The organism is Butyricimonas faecalis (assembly GCF_003991565.1).
Classification (GTDB): Bacteria; Bacteroidota; Bacteroidia; order Bacteroidales; family Marinifilaceae; genus Butyricimonas; species Butyricimonas faecalis.
This window is the reverse complement of record NZ_CP032819.1, coordinates 3,990,337-4,008,359: the sequence shown is the minus strand read 5'-3', so window position 1 is coordinate 4,008,359 and position 18,023 is coordinate 3,990,337. Positions and strand designations below refer to the sequence as shown.

Annotated in this window: 9 protein-coding genes and 3 rRNA genes; 4 read left to right on the top strand and 8 right to left on the bottom strand. The window is 45.6% G+C overall.

What is annotated here, in order from left to right; all coding sequences use genetic code 11:
• Positions 1-43: 43 nt before the first annotated feature.
• From D8S85_RS17225 to D8S85_RS17210, 4 genes are all read left to right on the top strand, one after another.
• The gene (locus tag D8S85_RS17225; protein WP_228423256.1) at positions 44-724 is read left to right on the top strand and encodes a MotA/TolQ/ExbB proton channel family protein; all 681 of its coding nucleotides are present in this window, start codon (positions 44-46) and stop codon (positions 722-724) included.
• A gap of 28 nt (positions 725-752) precedes the next feature.
• The gene (locus D8S85_RS17220) at positions 753-1,145 is read left to right on the top strand and encodes an ExbD/TolR family protein (RefSeq protein WP_027201730.1); all 393 of its coding nucleotides are present in this window, start codon (positions 753-755) and stop codon (positions 1,143-1,145) included.
• 195 nt (positions 1,146-1,340) lie between these two features.
• Positions 1,341-1,997: a DUF4136 domain-containing protein gene (locus D8S85_RS17215; RefSeq protein WP_106481533.1), complete on the top strand. Its 657-nt coding sequence runs from the start codon at positions 1,341-1,343 to the stop codon at positions 1,995-1,997.
• A 41-nt stretch (positions 1,998-2,038) separates the two neighbouring features.
• The gene (locus D8S85_RS17210; RefSeq protein ID WP_106481532.1) at positions 2,039-2,647 is read left to right on the top strand and encodes an outer membrane beta-barrel protein; all 609 of its coding nucleotides are present in this window, start codon (positions 2,039-2,041) and stop codon (positions 2,645-2,647) included.
• An 85-nt stretch (positions 2,648-2,732) separates the two neighbouring features.
• Here the strand turns inward: D8S85_RS17210 and D8S85_RS17205 are convergent, their stop codons facing one another.
• The 8 genes from D8S85_RS17205 to D8S85_RS17170 all read right to left on the bottom strand — a co-directional run bounded on the left by D8S85_RS17205 (position 2,733) and on the right by D8S85_RS17170 (position 17,678).
• Positions 2,733-3,467 (bottom strand): LytR/AlgR family response regulator transcription factor, encoded by a 735-nt coding sequence (locus D8S85_RS17205; protein ID WP_106481531.1) that lies wholly within the window; start codon positions 3,465-3,467, stop codon positions 2,733-2,735.
• Between the two features lie 151 nt (positions 3,468-3,618).
• Complete coding sequence (locus D8S85_RS17200; protein WP_106481530.1) at positions 3,619-4,950, bottom strand: RagB/SusD family nutrient uptake outer membrane protein; 1,332 nt, start codon at positions 4,948-4,950, stop codon at positions 3,619-3,621.
• A gap of 10 nt (positions 4,951-4,960) precedes the next feature.
• A complete protein-coding gene (locus D8S85_RS17195; protein ID WP_106481529.1) occupies positions 4,961-8,266 on the bottom strand; it encodes a SusC/RagA family TonB-linked outer membrane protein in 3,306 nt (1,101 codons plus the stop codon).
• Positions 8,267-8,303: 37 nt separating this feature from the next.
• Positions 8,304-10,874, bottom strand: coding sequence for a zinc-dependent metalloprotease (locus D8S85_RS17190; RefSeq protein ID WP_106481528.1), 2,571 nt, complete (start codon positions 10,872-10,874; stop codon positions 8,304-8,306).
• 124 nt (positions 10,875-10,998) lie between these two features.
• Entirely contained in the window at positions 10,999-12,528 is a 1,530-nt protein-coding gene (locus D8S85_RS17185) for a histidine kinase (protein WP_106481527.1), read from the bottom strand.
• A 130-nt stretch (positions 12,529-12,658) separates the two neighbouring features.
• A 5S ribosomal RNA gene (gene rrf, locus D8S85_RS17180) occupies positions 12,659-12,769 on the bottom strand.
• A 193-nt stretch (positions 12,770-12,962) separates the two neighbouring features.
• Positions 12,963-15,847: ribosomal RNA gene (locus D8S85_RS17175) — 23S ribosomal RNA — on the bottom strand.
• 306 nt (positions 15,848-16,153) lie between these two features.
• Positions 16,154-17,678 (bottom strand): 16S ribosomal RNA (locus D8S85_RS17170).
• The 16S, 23S and 5S rRNA genes sit together here, the layout of an rRNA operon.
• Positions 17,679-18,023 lie beyond the last annotated feature (345 nt).

Sequence of the window (18,023 nt, the reverse complement as noted above, 5' to 3'; positions counted from 1 at the left end):
TCATAAAAACCACATTATCTTCGCACGACTATAAAAAACGAGTATGATTAGAGCTTTTATACTGGCAGTTCAAACTGCACCCGCGAGCAACGCTGGAATGAATTTATGGGACATGGTCGTGATGGGCGGCTGGTTGATGATCCCCATATTTATATTGTCTATTATCATTATCTATATTGCTTGTGAAAGATTCTGGCTTATCCGCAAAACAGGTCTCACGGATGTCCCTTTCATGGAAAAAATACAAGAAACCTTGAAAACCGGTAACACGCGTGCCGCTCTCGAAGAATGTGAAAAAGAAGCCTCCCCGCTAGCACATACCATTGCCAAGGGAATCAAAATAAGTGGCGAAGACCCGCAAGAAATTCGCCAAGCCATGGAAGACACGGCCAATTACGAGGTCGCCAATTTGGAACGAGGTCTCCCGACCTTAGCCACTTGTGCCGGAACCGCACCCATGATCGGTTTCCTGGGAACCGTGGTCGGGATGGTACAATCCTTCTACGATATGTCCATGGCCGGAAGCAGCATCGACATCGGTCTTCTCTCCCGGGGTATCTACACCGCCATGATCACCACCGTAGCCGGGTTGATTGTCGGCATCATCGGCCAACTGGCCTACAACTTTCTCGTAGCCCGTGTGGATAAAATCGTTTTCCGCATGGAACACTACTCCTCTGAACTCATCGAATACCTCCGTACCAAAAACAATTCTAAACTCTAAATTTTAAATTCTAAATTCATATTTAGTCATGGCAATAAAACGTAAAAGCAAGATCAATCCGAATTTCAACATGTCGTCCATGACCGACATATTTTTCCTATTGCTGCTATTCTTCATGATTTCCTCGACGTTGATCAATCCCAACGCATTGAAATTATTATTGCCCAAAAGCACGAACCAAACTTCGGATAAACCTGTCACGGTCGTGTCCATTGACAAAAACTACACGTTCTACTTGAACGAAAAAGTAATCCCGTTCTCCATGTTGGAGCGTCGACTCGTGGAAGAATTGCGAGAGTTGGAAGATCCGTGCATCTCTCTTCAGGCAGATAAATCTGTTCCCTTGGAACAAATCGTGAAAGTGATGAACATTGCCAAAGATCACAACTACCGCCTTATCCTAAGCACGGAACCCGAATAGCTTCCCAAAAACTCATACCATCGAATGAACACAGAACAGGTTCGCGAAAAAAATCATCGTGAAGCTGAAACTTATCACCCAAGCCGGCGTATACAACCTCACAAGTGAGCAAAACTTAACACTCATCGCTTGTAATGATTATCTCGTTGTAGATAAATATATTAGCAACAATTGTTAAACTAAAACTAACACAGTATGAAACGTTTATTATTTTTATCATTCATCGGGCTGTTTGCACAGTTTCTGGTATCATGCTATCCCGGAGGCGCTGACAACGTGGAGGAGATGGACGTTGCCATAACGAATTATGACAGAAATGCGGACTTCACCAAGTACACCACATTCTCGCTCCCCGACACGATTGTTTATTTCGTGGCAAAAGGAGAAACTCCGAACCACGAATTCGACGCACAAATCTTACAACTGGTAAAAGACAACTTTACCCAACTCGGATACACCTACATCGAACCGACTAGCGAGGCCGATCAACAACCGAGTTTCATTGTCACCGTATCAGCTTTCTCTAACGTGAACTACTATTACGGCACTGACTACTGGTATAACTACTGGGGTTGGTATCCGGGCTGGAACTGGATCTGGGGTCCGACATGGGGTCCGGGATGGGGTCCTTCATACCCGTGGTACCCGGTAACGGTGTACTCTTACAGAAGTGGTTCCATCGTGATTGACATGATCGCAACCGATCAGGAAGCCACTACAACCAAGAAAGTTCCTGTACTCTGGAGCGGTATCGCCGACGGTTTGTTACAAGGATCAAACCAATCTATTATTGACAGAATGGAAACGACAATTGACCAGTGTTTCATCCAGTCACCGTATTTGAAAAAATAGTAGGATAGATCATTAATTGTCAATTTTAAATTTAAATGATTATGAGAAAGTTATTAATTATATCGCTCATACTATTCGGGCTTAGCCCATTAGTAAAAGGACAAATGCTGAACTTAAACTACCAGATGTCTGTTCCACTTGGGAAGATGAATAACTATGCTGGCAAAATGAGTTTCCGGGGTATGGATCTTGAATACCATTATTTCCTCAACGAGAAATTCTCTGTCGGGGGTATGATCGGTTGGAACACATTCTACAAAGATAAAGGCAAGGTAACAGGCGATTTCCTGTTCAAAGGCAGTAAAGACATTCATACCATCACCGGTTATCAATATCGTTACATCAACACGGTGCCCATCATGGTCATGGGACGTTACTGGTTGACGGATCAGAACACCATGTTCAGGCCTTACCTGGGACTTGGATTAGGTACCAGTTGGACGGAACTAAAAACCGATTTAGGGCAATTCACTGCCAAGGATGCGAGATGGCAATTCGCTTTCGCTCCTGAAATAGGTACCATTATTCCTGTCAACGACCAATTTGCATTCAACATCGGGGCCAAATACACCTACGGAACCAAATCTGGAAGAGTGGATGCCATGCAAAACTTCACGATCAGCATAGGTATCGTCTTTATGGGCAATTAAACAGGTTAAAAACAACTAGGTAATCAATAGGGAGACGTGTCAGAAGAGACTTTTGGCACGTCTTCCATTTATATAACCCGGACTTTCACTGATTCAGCCATTGTTTAAACTCCTGAATTCTTTCGGCACTCACGATGGCCTCTATTCCTGCAGGCGGTGCCGGAGTTAACACAATCTTGATCCGACTGTTGGAGTATTTCACCATTTCCTTGATCGAATTATAGCTGATAATAAATTTCCTGTTGATCTTGAAAAACTGTGCCGGATTTAACTTCATCTCTATACCACTGATCGTTTGATCCAAGATATAATTTTGCCCGTCCCGGGTAAAAAGCACCAGATACTTCCCGTCTGCCATGAAATAGGCAACATCTCCCACGGTCACGGACTTCATCTTCGTCCCCACGGTAACCAGGAAACGCTCCTGATACACGGCCAACGATGCCACGGGGAAAGGAACATTTACCGGAGAAAGCGATTCCAGTTTATTCAATGCCTGCTGCAACTCCTCTTTATCAAAAGGCTTTAATATATAATCAATCCCCTGATATTTGAACGCCTTGAGTGCGTATTCATCATAAGCCGTGATAAAAATAACCGGTACCATAATCTCCACTTGTTCGAAAATATCAAAACTCTGCCCGTCCCCCAGATGAATATCCATAAATATCACATCAGCCTTATTCTTCCTCAACCATTTCACACTCTCGCTCACCGAATCCAGTTTCGTCAATATCGTCATGCTCGGGGCCACCTCTCCCAACAATCGTTCCAATTCTGCCGCTGCAAGGTATTCATCTTCAATTATAATTGCATTCATAGGCTATTTTCATCAATACATTCTCCGGCTTTTTCATCCATCGTTTCTGTATTCACAAAAATAACGAAAATAATTCATGAAACAATAAAACAGCCGTGGGGAACCACCCCCACGGCCTTCCAACTACTAGATTAACCTAGTAACATACAAATTAATTGCGCAAATTCGGATTAGCTTCCGTAGCTTCTTTCGGGAATGATATGGTATACCGGATATCATCTTGTGTTAGAGTTATTTCTCTTTCTTCACCATTTAAAACGTAGGTTTTCTCCATACTTGGGCGAGTCGTACGACGTAAATCAAACCACCGATGCCCCTCTATTGCCAATTCCCTTGCACGTTCATTAGCAATCTCCTCGATGAATTGATTCTGATTCATTCCATCTATCTCCGCAGCTTTTTCCGCATAATAATCCGGAGTCAAACGGTTTGCGATCAATTCTTTTAATCGAGTTTTTGCAAGTTCAAGTTTTCCTTCTACATGAGCTGCCGCTTCTGCTGCTATCAAATATATTTCTCCACTTCGGAATGTAATTCTTGCGTTATTACCGTACTCTCTTTTACATACATAATAATTTCCATTTTCTTTAAAATACATCCCAAACCGCTTGTCTCCCGCTTGATTATATTTTCCCAACAATTGAGATGTAATATGCATCCCTCCATTCAAATAATAACTACCAATCACTTCCAATGACAAGATTGCCTCTTTAGAGGTAATTAACGCCGGATCACCCGCCGTCTCCTCATTCAAATTTTCCAAAGGACATGAAGGAATCAACTCTTCTGCCAATGCTAAAGCATCCTCCCAATCCTGGTGGTAAAGTCTCACCCTAGCTTCAAGGGCAATAGCAGATCTTTTTGAGAAACGATACTGAACATTCCGGACTTGTTGCTCCACTTGTAATAACTCCCGTCCTTCCTTTATATCCGCAAATATCTGCTTATATACTTCTTCAACAGTTGCCGCTTCGTATTTTTGCTCTATATCTATTTGAGTGGCGATTGGTATTCCTCTATCAGACATGGCTGATTCAGGCTTATAGGGCTTTCCATACAAATTCAACAAATCAAAATGAGCATAAGCCCTAAGCAACAAAGCTTCTCCCTTCACTTGCTCCCTTGAATCTTCTTCCGTATCCTCCTCTGCAGACATGACATCCTCGATAACGCTATTGGCATAAAATATCGCCTTATATGGACTACTCCAAGGGTAGTTCACAGTAGTATTCGGAGAATTATCCTGCCATATTGCAAAATCTATATAGTCCATATAGTAGCTATCTCCAACAATCGGCATTACTTCATCCGAACGAAGTGATAACAAATATTTATATCTCGGAAATGCACTATATCCGTTAGTGAGCAAAGCTCTAAATTCTGTAACTTTTTCTGGGATAACCTTACCGGTTGGCACTATATCCAAGTAATTACAAGAACTTAGCGCAAATATCGAACAAATTATATATAATATTCTTTTCATATCCGCCTATTTAAAATGTTATATCTAAACCACAAGAGAACGTCTTCGGAAGAGGTTGCGTGTATATATTTCCCCAAGTTTCCGGATCAAAATAACCTTTATAGCTCGATGCTATTACAAACGGATTACGAGTTTCAAAACTAATTCGAGCACTACCTAAACGCAATTTCTTTATAACGTCATTGGGTAACGTGTAGCCTAATCGGATGCTATTCACTCTCAAATAACTCATATTCTTAAACCAATAGTCATAATTCCTAAACGAATTAGCTGGATCGTCGCTATTGTACCAATTATAAATCATCGCATCGTCCCCACTATTTCCTAACACTTTAGGATACAGACCTGCAGGATTAGAAGATGACCAAATTTGGGAAACCCGGTTCGAATAATTTGACCCCGGAGATGTCGCAGATGGATTATAAAATGGCGTTTCTTGCATAGTTTGATCAATGATAAAACTTGTACTAATTGTCAAATCAAAATTCTTATAGTAGAAACGATTTATAAACCCACCAGTAAATTTCGGTTCCGTGGTTCCTGCATACGTGAAGAGATTTCTATATTCTTCGGCAGTCAGATTTGACAATGTCAAAAATCCATAAAGGTCCTCAAGTTTGAAGAAATCCTGCATAGAAACTTTCTGACCATCCTTCCAAAACATTTGTATACCATTCTCATCCAAACCTGCCGTATTCAACTTGAACAAGGCACCGATAGAATGACCTTCCAATGAAGGGGTATACGAATCATCTCTCACCTGAATCTTATCAACATTACTTGTGTTATGTGCGATATTAAAATCCATGGTCCAACGGAAATCTTTCGTACGAACATTTACCGTTGACAAAGAAAATTCAACTCCTTTATTTGTTGCTTCAGCCCAGTTCATGGTTGAAAAATCGAAACCATTTTCTTGAGGAATAGATCGCATTCCAATCAAATCTACACTTTTCCGATAATATGCATCGACACTGAACGAGATTCTATTATCAAATACCCCCATATCCACTCCCACATTCCAGTTCTTTGTCTTTTCCCAACGCAAATTTTGGTTTGGAGGGGAGGATACGGAAATAATCGGCTCTGAATTTCCTGGTAAAATTGTCGTAGTATTCCAATCTCCAACAACAAAAGGAGAGGTATTCTTGTCAACATTTCCCTGCAATCCATAAGATACACGCAATTTCAAATTAGAAAGCCAATCAGAATTACTCATAAAACTCTCCCGATCAACATTCCAAGCTGCAGACAATGCCCACAATGGTAAATATTTATACTTCTTGGCAACACCGAACAAATTTGATCCGTCAAAACGCATACTTCCAAATACAGTATATCTATTGTCATACGAATAAGATGCCGTCATATAATATGACAAGTAACGGTTTTCCGTTTCAGTTTTCTGGTATTGCACAAATTTTGCATCTGAAGCCAAAGAAGTTGTCCCATTGGGAAATACAAGAGGTTTCGTTGCTAAAGAACGAGAATCAAATCCAAAACCTTTCGTATGAATGCTTGTCGTTTTATTTCCGCGCATTTCAAAACCTGCCATGAAATTAACAGAATGCATCTCCTCGAAAGTCTTATTAAACTCACCCTGTAACTTCCACTGATACTGACTCAAATCATCATCCCAATTTTGAATTATACCACCATCCGGCAAAAAATACTGATTGTCCCCATAGGCTGTAAATTCCCTATATTTGCGAACAAAGTATGTTTCTTGATCTGCAAATTTTTCCGTACTGGATTTCTCGATTTGCATAAACACTTGCGTGGATAAATTCAACCAAGTAACAGGTTTATAATTCAATGAAAGCATCGGTTTTATCGCAAAATTCTTCAACCAATAGTCCGTGTTTTTACGTTCTTCCAATATATTAAACTTCAATCTAGCCTCATTATTCTTTAAACCATCAATATCCTCGTCATAAACATATTTTCCATTCTCATCTTTTGCTTCCAAATAAGGATTGACAGTTCGCGTATAATTAGAGGCATTTGTGAAAGCGTCCGTATCAGAAAGATAACTTCCCCGTTTACTGTGACTTAAAAACAACGAAACACCTAATTGCAAATTATCTCTCAAATTAAAATCAGTTTTTATTGTTCCATTAAAACGCTCAAAACTAGTACCAATCGTCGTTCCCTTCTCATTATAATAACCGGCAGAAACATAATAACGCGTTGACTCAGACCCTCCGGAAACACTTATATTATATTGTTGATTCACGGCATTCTGATAAACTTGATTTCCCCAGTCTGTCCCAGAAGTTCTCAATTTATTTATTGCTTGTTGAGCTTCTGAAGATATTGCATTAAAACCACCATCACGATAAACTCCTAATTGATCATATTGGGCAAGTATACGAGCAACAGCACCTCGATCCGTTTGATAGGTTAAATTCGGATTAGCAGCCATTCCTAACTCAAAATCTACCTTTTCCGAGGCATTCATCAAATTCAATTTCCCTAAATCAGGTTTAGTCGTTATAAACATTGCTGCCGAAGCATTTACCCGCATTTTCCCTGCAGCTCCTTTCTTTGTTGTCACAACAATAACTCCATTTGCTGCACGAGCTCCATAAATTGCAGTGGCTGAAGCATCTTTTAAGATCGTAATACTTTCAATATCTGCCGGATTCACTCCTGCGATTGAAGTATTATATAGATTATCAATGTTATCCTTATCATTAAAATCTGCAGGAATATCATTTCCTTCCAAAATCATTCCATCCAACACCCAAAGTGGATCAGTACTCCCTGTTAGAGAAACGGTACTACGAATACGCATTTTACTAGGGGCTCCTGGGGCTCCGTTCGTTGGAATTGCCGTCATACCGGCAACCTGCCCTTCCAACAATTGGTCAATACTAGCCACCCCAATACGTTTTATATCATCCATCTTTACGGTCTGAATTGCCGATGTCGACTTACGTTTCTCTATCTGTTGATACCCCGTCACCACCACCTCGGTCAACTGCTCCTGATCCGGTTGCAACAGGACCTTAAAATCCGTGGTCTTCGTCACGTCCAGTTTCATATTTTTATAACCGACAAAACTAACCACCACATATTTCACGGCCTTCGGCACTTTCAATTCAAACTTTCCGTCAAAGTCAGTAATCGTTCCCTTCGGGCCGAGATTCTTAGCCTCTGCCGCATCCGGGTCAATCATTACCGTAGCTCCAATCAAAGTCTCGTTCGTCACGGAGTCCATCACGACTCCCTTGATCGTACGATAGTCGCTCTCGCTTTGAGCGAACAGCCAAAGCGGGCACAATAACGCAATCAATAATAAACTTTTCTTCATGCTAACTTATTTAATTTGTATGTTATAAGGTTATAAATCATCTCATGTTCAACGCCTCTTTCACCCGGATTATCAAATCCTCGTAATGATTACGAGTTTCTACACTACCCGTATTACGTTTACTTTCTGCTAATTTCAAAATTTTCAACAATTCGCCTCTCTTCACCGATACCGCCTCGGAAACTCTACCCATCGCAGAGAAATGTAAGGTTCTCAACTGAACCTCTTCTCTAGGTTCAATCGCAAATTCAGGGGCTTTAGAAGCAAAACAACAGGTATTGGAATGATGCAAAGCTTTCTTGGTCGTCTTCTCGACAGCCCTATTCGAGCTAACGATAATCGCATCGACAAAATTCTTTTGTGTCATCCGCTCGTAAATAGATAAGTTACGTCCCGCCTTGCTTCCGGCAAATATCACGTTATGAATATCCGCGAACATCTCTTCCGGCGTGTAACTCTTTGCCCGACCTAAAGTCGCCTCCGTGTCAAACATACGCAACAACCGCTCGTCCTTCAACAGATTATAGAAAGTAGCATATTGCAACTCCCGAGCAACCGTGTAAGGAGAATACTCCACGCCCATCTGAATCGGGTAACTCTTCTTCCATACCTCTGCACCGAACAACCATTCCGGAACGATAAACACCTCTTCAATCAAATACTTCACGCTCTCCTTCTGAATCTCTTTCGGCACCGGGATATACCGATCCTCCGGGCTTCCCTTCACCGGGTTATTAATATAAATACCTCCCACGTTAGCCGTAACATGTCCGGCATACATCTTCCACTGATTAATTACGGCCATCAACAGCTTTCCCGCCTCCGCGAAAGACGTCCCGTCTTCCTCTGTCCAAGCAACAATATTCGGAACAATCCGTTTCAGATTCATAATCCCGTAACGATTGGCTTTCACGATGTCATCTCCAAGGTCTTCATCCTGAGAGCGAGGATCGATCGGATCCTTCGGGTCTTGCTGCTCGCCATACCAATACATCGGATCTCCTTCATGCTCTTGAATCCATTCATTCAATATCGGTAACTCCTCTTGCGGCGTTTTCGTGTCTAACCAACGATAAGCCCAGTTGATCGCAAACTTGTCGTACGTACCAATTTTAGGTGTAATTTCCTCTACCCCGTCTTCCGGTTGCGCTACATAATTAAAGCGCGCGTAATCCATGATAGAACTTGCCGTTCCTCCCATTTTTGCCGTAAAGCTCGGGGATCTCAAAGAATCCACGGGGAAAGCATGAGAGGCTCCCATGTTATGTTTCAACCCGAAAGTATGTCCCACCTCGTGAGAAGAAACAAAACGAATAGCACTTGCCATGTGCTCGTCACTCAGTTTATTTGCACGGGCTCTCGGATCTATCGGTGCAGTCTGCACGCGCATCCAAGTATGTAACAATGACATCACGTTATGCCACCAAACCACATCAGCCTCGATAATCTCTCCTGAACGGGGATCTACCACAGAGGGGCCCATAGCGTTAGCTTGCTGGGATGCCGCATAGGTGATCACAGAATAACGAATGTCATCGATATCGAAATCTTCATCATCTTCCGGCGCATCCTTCGCGATAACAGCATTTTTAAAACCTGCCGCCTCGAACGCGGTCTGCCAATCCCGAACTCCCGCTTTGATCTCTTCTCTCCATTGTTTCGGGGTTGAAGGATCTATATAAAACACGATCGGTTTAACAGGTTCCACGACCTCACCCCTTTTGTATTTCTCTACATCTTCCGGTCTCGGTTCCAATCTCCAACGATGAACAAATTCCCGTTTTTCCACTTGTTGCTGTTCATCCGTAAAATAAATATGTTCCGTAGCAAAAAAACCAACACGAGGATCGGCAAAACGCGGCTTCATCGGCACCTTGGACAACAACACCAGATTCGTTGTTGTTTCAACCGTGAGAGGCACCGCTACACCGCCATCAACCACCTGCGTTGTCATCAACGCCTTCACCACCACATTCTGCGGAAAAACCTTCATGCCTACTATTTTGGACAAGTCCTTCTTTACCGAACCTCCTAAAGCAATCTCATTGTATATATCATTAAAACTTTTCTCACTTCCGTCGAAAATTTTGTTTACCTTGATGACCACGGAAGTCGAATCCTTCCCGTAAGCCTCGATCGGGAAATACTCGATCACGGACTCGCGATAATTGGCTTTCACCGATTCACTGATCGCATCTCCCTCGGGTACACTCACTTTCCCATTGTAAGTCGTCACCCATACCTTACCCATTGATTTATCTTTATAAAAACGCACCAGCTTATCATTAGACTCCATTCCCCTGTTCAAACCGGCATCATTTAACTCGTAAGGTACTCCCGACACTTTATTAACGATTAGAAGATCACGTCCCATCAAAGAATCAGCCACCTCGAAATAGTAATCATTCCCAATCGTTAAAACCTTTACCACGCCTTCCGTAATCTTGGCTTTCTTCACCAAATCCCCGTAAGCATCCGGCTTGGACACTTCCGTTGTATCTTTGGCTTGTTTTTTCTTTCGTCTTTCCAGGGAATATCCCGGTTCTGACAATAAGGATAGGGCAACAAGGACTATCGCGCCTGAAATGAATGTTTTTATTCTTACCATACTTCTTTTATTCATTAAATCTATCTGGTTAACTGATTCCTTACAATGATAAGACAGATTTCAATCAATAAAAATAAAAGGGGAGTGAAACCCCGAAAAAAAGGAGTGAATCATCGATTTTTTGTCATAAATGATTTCTCAAAAGAGGTAATTGACAAACATAACATCCATTTTGACAACCACATACGAATTTTTCATCCGAATAGAAGTCATAAATCGCCTGAATACGTTCGAAACCCACGCCCATGGACTCTTCACTCGATTCAGCACGAGGTTGGTAATTATTCTCCACAATTAAACATCCATCCCGATCATAAATTTTAATACGCAAGGGATTTTGTAAAGTCACCTGGTTATGTTTTATAGCGTTCTCTACCAACATCTGCAAACTGACCGAAGGGATCTTCATTTCCCAACAATCCGGTCTCACATCTATCGACAAATCCAACTGCTCTCCAAAACGGATCTTCTGCAAGAAATAATATTGCCGGGTAAACTCCATCTCTTCCTTCACCGTGGATAAACTTTCGTTTCTTGTCTCCAGCAAATAGCGATACACTTTTGACAACTTCAGTACGAATTCCCTTGCCAATGCCGAATTCGAACCGATTAACACGCTTAACGAATTCAGTGAATTAAACAAAAAGTGAGGGTTAATCTGATTTTTCAACTGCTGCAAATGTAATTCCATCGATTCCTGTTCCAGCCTGCGACGCAAACGGTATTCTTTACGCCATTTATACTGGGCAAAAAGTAATAAAATCGCGAATATAATAACCGTTATCAAGGCAATCATTGCCGTGTAACGATGAAATTCATCTAATATCTCCCGGTTCCCATACTGCGGTACGTTAACGGCAATCACCCACTTTTCATTCCCGACAAACAAAGGGTAGTAAACACGAAATACCTGTGAGGACAAAAAACTAGAATGAACCATGATTTCCAATTCATTCTGACTTTTCAATACTTCCTTGATAGAATCCAACTCCTCTTTTTGGAAAGGTGAAGTCCCCAATAAATTTTCATCAGGATGCGAAAGTAATATTCCCTGCTCATTCAAAATAAACACGTAACTTGAAACTTTTCCTGTTGCTTCCGCAAAATACGAATGCAAATCCGTTAATGATATATCAAATCCAAACAAAGCCCGCCGGGCTACCGTCGGTTCAATCGCCTCAATCGTAGTCCAGTAAGTTCTCCCATTCTCGTGATAAGTTCCGCTAAAATGATGATCCCCATGCGAATCCAACAGCATATACATATATTTCAACTCTACCCCGGAAAGTTTCATTTTTCGAAATTCAGTACTATTCCGTTCCAATAAACGCAGCGAATCATTCGTCCCCCTAAAAAACCACGTTCTGCTTAATTTGGGATCCAGTTGTTGCATCGTCTTCAAAAGCGAAAACAAATCCCCCTCTTGATAAGATTCGCTCATACCAAAAAACTCTCTTGCTAAACGTTGTAACTCTTCCGTTTTCTTAAATTCATAAGCAACAGATTCAGCTCGGTATCGACATGCCTCCCGCGCATTAGCATTATTCATATCATTTCCTACATCACTAATCTTTTTTCCGATCAAGTAAATAGCGGCGATGAATAAAGCTAACAAGATTAATCCTATCGATATTATATTTGTCCGAATTCTCATATATACAAAGGTAATGAAAAAAATTGCCTTCAGCAAGTTACAATCGGCAGGTTACAGGTTCGTCGAACAATTGAAAGTTGAAAACGAGGAAATAAAAAAAGAGCGAGTCGTGTTGACTCGCTCTCCCTAAATTCGGCATCGACCTACTCTCCCACCCGGGGGCAGTACCATCGGCGCTAACGGGCTTAACTTCTCTGTTCGGGATGGGAAGAGGTGGATCACCGTAGCTATAGATACCTTTTAATAAGTTTAGAATTTAGAACGTGGAATTTGAAATGACCTCTCGTCACCCAAAAACACCTTCCAGATTCCCGTCACTTCTCGCGGCCCTCCGGCCGGCGTGACAAATACCCTTGAAGATCGTTTATTCATGCTTTTCTCGCGATTGCCGCTTGACAATCGCCGGGAACGTTAACCGGATCATCTCACCCGCCGAACGTCAACTTTCGGGTGATTAGTACCACTCGGCTTTGCCGTCACCGGCTTTACACCTGTGGCCTATCGACGTCGTCGTCTACGACGACCCTGCAAGGAGATCTCATCTCGAGGCAGGCTTCGCGCTTAGATGCTTTCAGCGCTTATCCCGTCCGCGCGTGGCTACCCTGCCGTACGACTGGCGTCATAACAGGTTCACTAGCGGCGCGTCCAACCCGGTCCTCTCGTACTAGAGTCAGGACCTCTCGAATCTCCAACGCCCACGACAGATAGGGACCGAACTGTCTCACGACGTTCTGAACCCAGCTCGCGTGCCACTTTAATCGGCGAACAGCCGAACCCTTGGGACCTTCTCCAGCCCCAGGATGTGACGAGCCGACATCGAGGTGCCAAACCGCCCCGTCGATATGAGCTCTTGGGGGCGATCAGCCTGTTATCCCCGGAGTACCTTTTATCCTTTGAGCGATGACCCTTCCACGCGGGATCACCGGATCACTATGCCCTGCTTTCGCACCCGATCGACTTGTAAGTCTCCCGGTCAAGCACCCTTGTGCCATTGCACTCCAAGGTTGATTACCAACCAACCCGAGGGTACCTTTGGAAGCCTCCGTTACGCTTTTGGAGGCGACCACCCCAGTCAAACTACCCACCACGCGGTGTCCCCATCACATGGGTTAGATCCCAGACAAGAGAAGGGTCGTATTTCAACGATGGCTCCACGATTCCTGGCGAAACCGCTTCATTGCCTCCGACCTATCCTACACGTCCCGTGCCCGGGAACAACGCGAAGCTGCAGTAAAGGTTCACGGGGTCTTTCCGTCCCGTCGCGGGTACCCGGCATCTTCACCGGAACTACAATTTCACCGAGCTCATGGTCGAGACAGTGCCCAGATCGTTACACCATTCGTGCAGGTCGGAACTTACCCGACAAGGAATTTCGCTACCTTAGGACCGTTATAGTTACGGCCGCCGTTTACCGGGGCTTCAATTTGAACCTTCGGGTCACCCCTGAGCTCTCCTCTTAACCTTCCGGCACCGGGCAGGTGTCAGGCCATATACGTCATCTTTCGATTTGGCATAGCCATGTGTTTTTGGTAAACAGTCGCCTGGGCCATTACTCTGCGGCTCTATCACTAGAGCGTCCTTTTTCCCGAGGTTACAGGACTATTTTGCCTAGTTCCTTGACCATGAATCACTCGAGCGCCTTGGTATGTTCTACCCGACCACGTGTGTCCGTTTACAGTACGGTTCCTCGTCACTTGAAGTTTAGCGGGTTTTCTCGGGGGTAAATTGCCTGGACGCTATCCCCTCGGCCGAGGCCTCGAGGTACTATCGACTTTCGCCTCCGGTGGCGTGCTTGACTACCACCGTCAAAGGGTACGGTCTTCAACGCGCTATTCCGTCAGCGCGCGGTCCATTCATCACCCCGTCACCGCGTCACGGTGACGAGAAGCACGGGAATGTTAACCCGTTTCTCGTCGGCGTCCCCCTTCGGGTTAGCCTTAGAGGCCGGCTGACCCCCGGCTGATTGACATTGCCGGGGAATCCTTGGTCTTGCGGCGTGGGGGGTTCTCGCCCCCATTATCGTTACTTATGCCTACATTTGCTTTTCATGCCGCTCCAGTCACTCTCGCGGGTGACCTTCAACGCTGGCAGGAATGCTCTCCTACCGGTCAGTTCAACACTGACCCCACGGCTTCGGTTGACAGTTTGATGCCCGTGTATTATCCACGCGGGATCGCTCGACTAGTGAGCTGTTACGCACTCTTTAAATGAATGGCTGCTTCCAAGCCAACATCCTAGCTGTCTCCGCGATCCCACCTCGTTTGATCAACTTAACTGTCCATCCGGGACCTTAGCCGGTGGTCCGGGTTCTTTCCCTCTCGTCCGCGGACCTTAGCACCCGCGGGCTCACTCCATGATTTCGTGTTCCAGCATTCGGAGTTTATCCGGATTTGATAGGCGGTGAAGCCCTCGCGTCCAACCAGTAGCTCTACCTCTGGAACAGAACATCACAGGCTGCACCGAAATGCATTTCGGAGAGTACGAGCTATTTCCCAGTTTGATTGGCCTTTCACCCCTACCCGCGAGTCATCCGAAAACTTTTCAACGTTTACCGGTTCGGTCCTCCATCACGCGTTACCGCGACTTCAACCTGCTCGTGGGTAGATCACAAGGTTTCGCGTCTAGCGCCACCAACTCGTCGCCCTGTTAAGGCTCGCTTTCACTTCGGCTAACGGGCCTGAAGCCCTTAACCTCGCTGGTGACGACTAACTCGTAGGCTCATTATGCAAAAGGCACGCCGTCACCATATTTCATGGCTCCGACCGCTTGTAGGCGCGCGGGTTCAGGGTCTATTTCACCCCCCTGCTCGGGGTACTTTTCACCTTTCCCTCGCGGTACTGGTTCACTATCGGTCTCTCGGGAGTATTTAGCCTTGCCAGGGGGTCCTGGCGAATTCAGGCAGGATTTCTCGTGTCCCGCCCTACTCGGGATTCCGCTATCTTCGATGGGGCTGTCGTGCACGGGGCTATCACCCTCCGCGGCTTACCTTTCCAGGTAATTGCACTTCGTCCATCGTCGAATGGCGCGGTCCCATGACCCCGGTGTCGCCGAAACGGCACCGGTTTGGGCTCTTCCCCGTTCGCTCGCCACTACTGGGGGAATCACTGTTGTTTTCTTCTCCTGCGGGTAATGAGATGTTTCAGTTCCCCGCGTTCGCCTCCATTGCTGGATGACCGTCATCTAGACGGCCGGGTTGCCCCATTCGGAAATCCACGGGTCAAGGGTTACTTGCACCTCGCCGTGGCCTATCGCGGCTTATCGCGTCCTTCATCGCCTCCGAGAGCCTAGGCATCCACCGCGCGCCCTTGATCGTTCACGTTCGTTAGCGTCGTGTGTCTTTAATCATTTCACCTTTGCCGTCGTCTCCCGACGACGGCGGCTCTGTGTTATTCTACTACATTCTTATACTTCGCGGATCAAATGATCCGTTAACGTTCCAGCATGTCAAAGAACTTCTCGAATTCCAGATTTAAAGATTCTAGATTCTAGATTGACTAGATTCTAAATTTTAAATTCTAAATTCATGATGTCGGGACCGGGGCAACGAGCCTCGTCGTGAAGATCCCTCGAGGGAATCCCGTTGATGATGAACTTGCTGTAGCGAGCCGCATGACTCCAGCTCCAGAAAGGAGGTGTTCCAGCCGCACCTTCCGGTACGGCTACCTTGTTACGACTTAGCCCCAGTTACCGGTATTACCCTAGCCCGTTCCTCGCGGTCACGATCTTCAGGTACTCCCGGCTTCCATGGCTTGACGGGCGGTGTGTACAAGGCCCGGGAACGTATTCACCGCGCCATGGCTGATGCGCGATTACTAGCGAATCCAACTTCGTGGAGTCGGGTTGCAGACTCCAGTCCGAACTACGACCGGCTTTAGAGATTCGCTCCGGGTCGCCCCGTGGCTGCCCTCTGTACCGGCCATTGTAACACGTGTGTCGCCCCGGGTGTAAGGGCCGTGCTGATTTGACGTCATCCCCGCCTTCCTCGCACCTTACGGTGGCAGTCTCGACAGAGTGCCCGGCCGAAACCGATGGCAACTGGCGATAGGGGTTGCGCTCGTTATGGGACTTAACCCGACACCTCACGGCACGAGCTGACGACAACCATGCAGCACCTTGCAGGTGGCCCCGAGGGGAAGAGGTGTTTCCACCTCATGCAACCTGCATTTAAACCCGGGTAAGGTTCCTCGCGTATCATCGAATTAAACCACATGTTCCTCCGCTTGTGCGGGCCCCCGTCAATTCCTTTGAGTTTCATCGTTGCCGACGTACTCCCCAGGTGGCTCACTTAATACTTTCGCTTGAACCCTGGCCGTGTATCGCCAAGATCCAGTGAGCATCGTTTACGGCGTGGACTACCAGGGTATCTAATCCTGTTCGCTACCCACGCTCTCGCGCATCAGCGTCAGATCGAGCCTGGGAAGCTGCCTTCGCTATCGGGGTTCCAAGTGATATCTATGCATTTCACCGCTACTTCACTTGTTCCGCCTCCCTCGTCTCGTCTCCAGGTCGACAGTTTCAACGGCGTGCTACAGTTTAGCTGCAGTCTTTTACCGCTGACTTGCCGTCCCGCCTACGCGCCCTTTAAACCCAATAAATCCGGATAACGCTCGCATCCCCCGTATTACCGCGGCTGCTGGCACGGAGTTAGCCGATGCTTATTCGTCAAGTACTGGCAAGGTGGCACTCGTGCCGCTTATTCTTCCTTGACAAAAGAGGTTTACAGGCCATAGACCATTCTTCCCTCACGCGACTTGGCTGGTTCAGGCTCTCGCCCATTGACCAATATTCCTCACTGCTGCCTCCCGTAGGAGTCTGGACCGTGTCTCAGTTCCAGTGTGGGGGACCTTCCTCTCAGAACCCCTAGACATCGTCGGCTTGGTGGGCCGTTACCCCGCCAACTACCTAATGTCGCGCGTGCCCGTCCCGTACCACCGGGGTTTTAAACTCCCCCCCATGCGGGGGAAAGGTCTTATGGGGTGTTAGTCCACGTTTCCGCGGGTTATCTCCCGGTACGGGGTTGGTTGCACACGTGTTACTCACCCGTGCGCCGGTCGCCACCGGGGTATTGCTACCCCGTGCTGCCCCTCGACTTGCATGTGTTAAGCCTGTCGCTAGCGTTCATCCTGAGCCAGGATCAAACTCTTCATGGTAAAAGTTACTTTACAGAAATTTTTATTCTGGCAGGGTCATGTGTATGAATCTCGACTCGCGTCGATTTCCGATTCACGCTCGCTACGTTTTGTTCATCTCAATATCTTAAAGAACTCTTCTTTCATCTTCTCTCGCTCTCGATCGTCCCTCCCAGCTCCCCCTCTTGAAAGCGGCTGCAAAGGTAAGGCTTGTTTTTCAATCTCCAAATTTTTTCAAGCTTTTTTTCAAACTTTTTTCCCGGCCCCTCGTTTTAACCTCTTCCCCCTCGCGCCCTCTCTCTCGAAAGCGGGTGCAAAGATAAGGCAATCATTTCCCTTTTTCCAAATATTCTCGCGATTATTTTT

Bases quoted from the DNA above. Each gene is read 5' to 3' on its own strand.
- D8S85_RS17225 (WP_228423256.1), top strand. From the start codon at position 44: ATGATTAGAGCTTTTATACTGGCAGTTCAAACTGCACCCGCGAGCAAC.
- D8S85_RS17220 (WP_027201730.1), top strand. From the start codon at position 753: ATGGCAATAAAACGTAAAAGCAAGATCAATCCGAATTTCAACATGTCG.
- D8S85_RS17215 (WP_106481533.1), top strand. From the start codon at position 1,341: ATGAAACGTTTATTATTTTTATCATTCATCGGGCTGTTTGCACAGTTT.
- D8S85_RS17210 (WP_106481532.1), top strand. From the start codon at position 2,039: ATGAGAAAGTTATTAATTATATCGCTCATACTATTCGGGCTTAGCCCA.
- D8S85_RS17205 (WP_106481531.1), bottom strand. From the start codon at position 3,467: ATGAATGCAATTATAATTGAAGATGAATACCTTGCAGCGGCAGAATTG.
- D8S85_RS17200 (WP_106481530.1), bottom strand. From the start codon at position 4,950: ATGAAAAGAATATTATATATAATTTGTTCGATATTTGCGCTAAGTTCT.
- D8S85_RS17195 (WP_106481529.1), bottom strand. From the start codon at position 8,266: ATGAAGAAAAGTTTATTATTGATTGCGTTATTGTGCCCGCTTTGGCTG.
- D8S85_RS17190 (WP_106481528.1), bottom strand. From the start codon at position 10,874: ATGGTAAGAATAAAAACATTCATTTCAGGCGCGATAGTCCTTGTTGCC.
- D8S85_RS17185 (WP_106481527.1), bottom strand. From the start codon at position 12,528: ATGAGAATTCGGACAAATATAATATCGATAGGATTAATCTTGTTAGCT.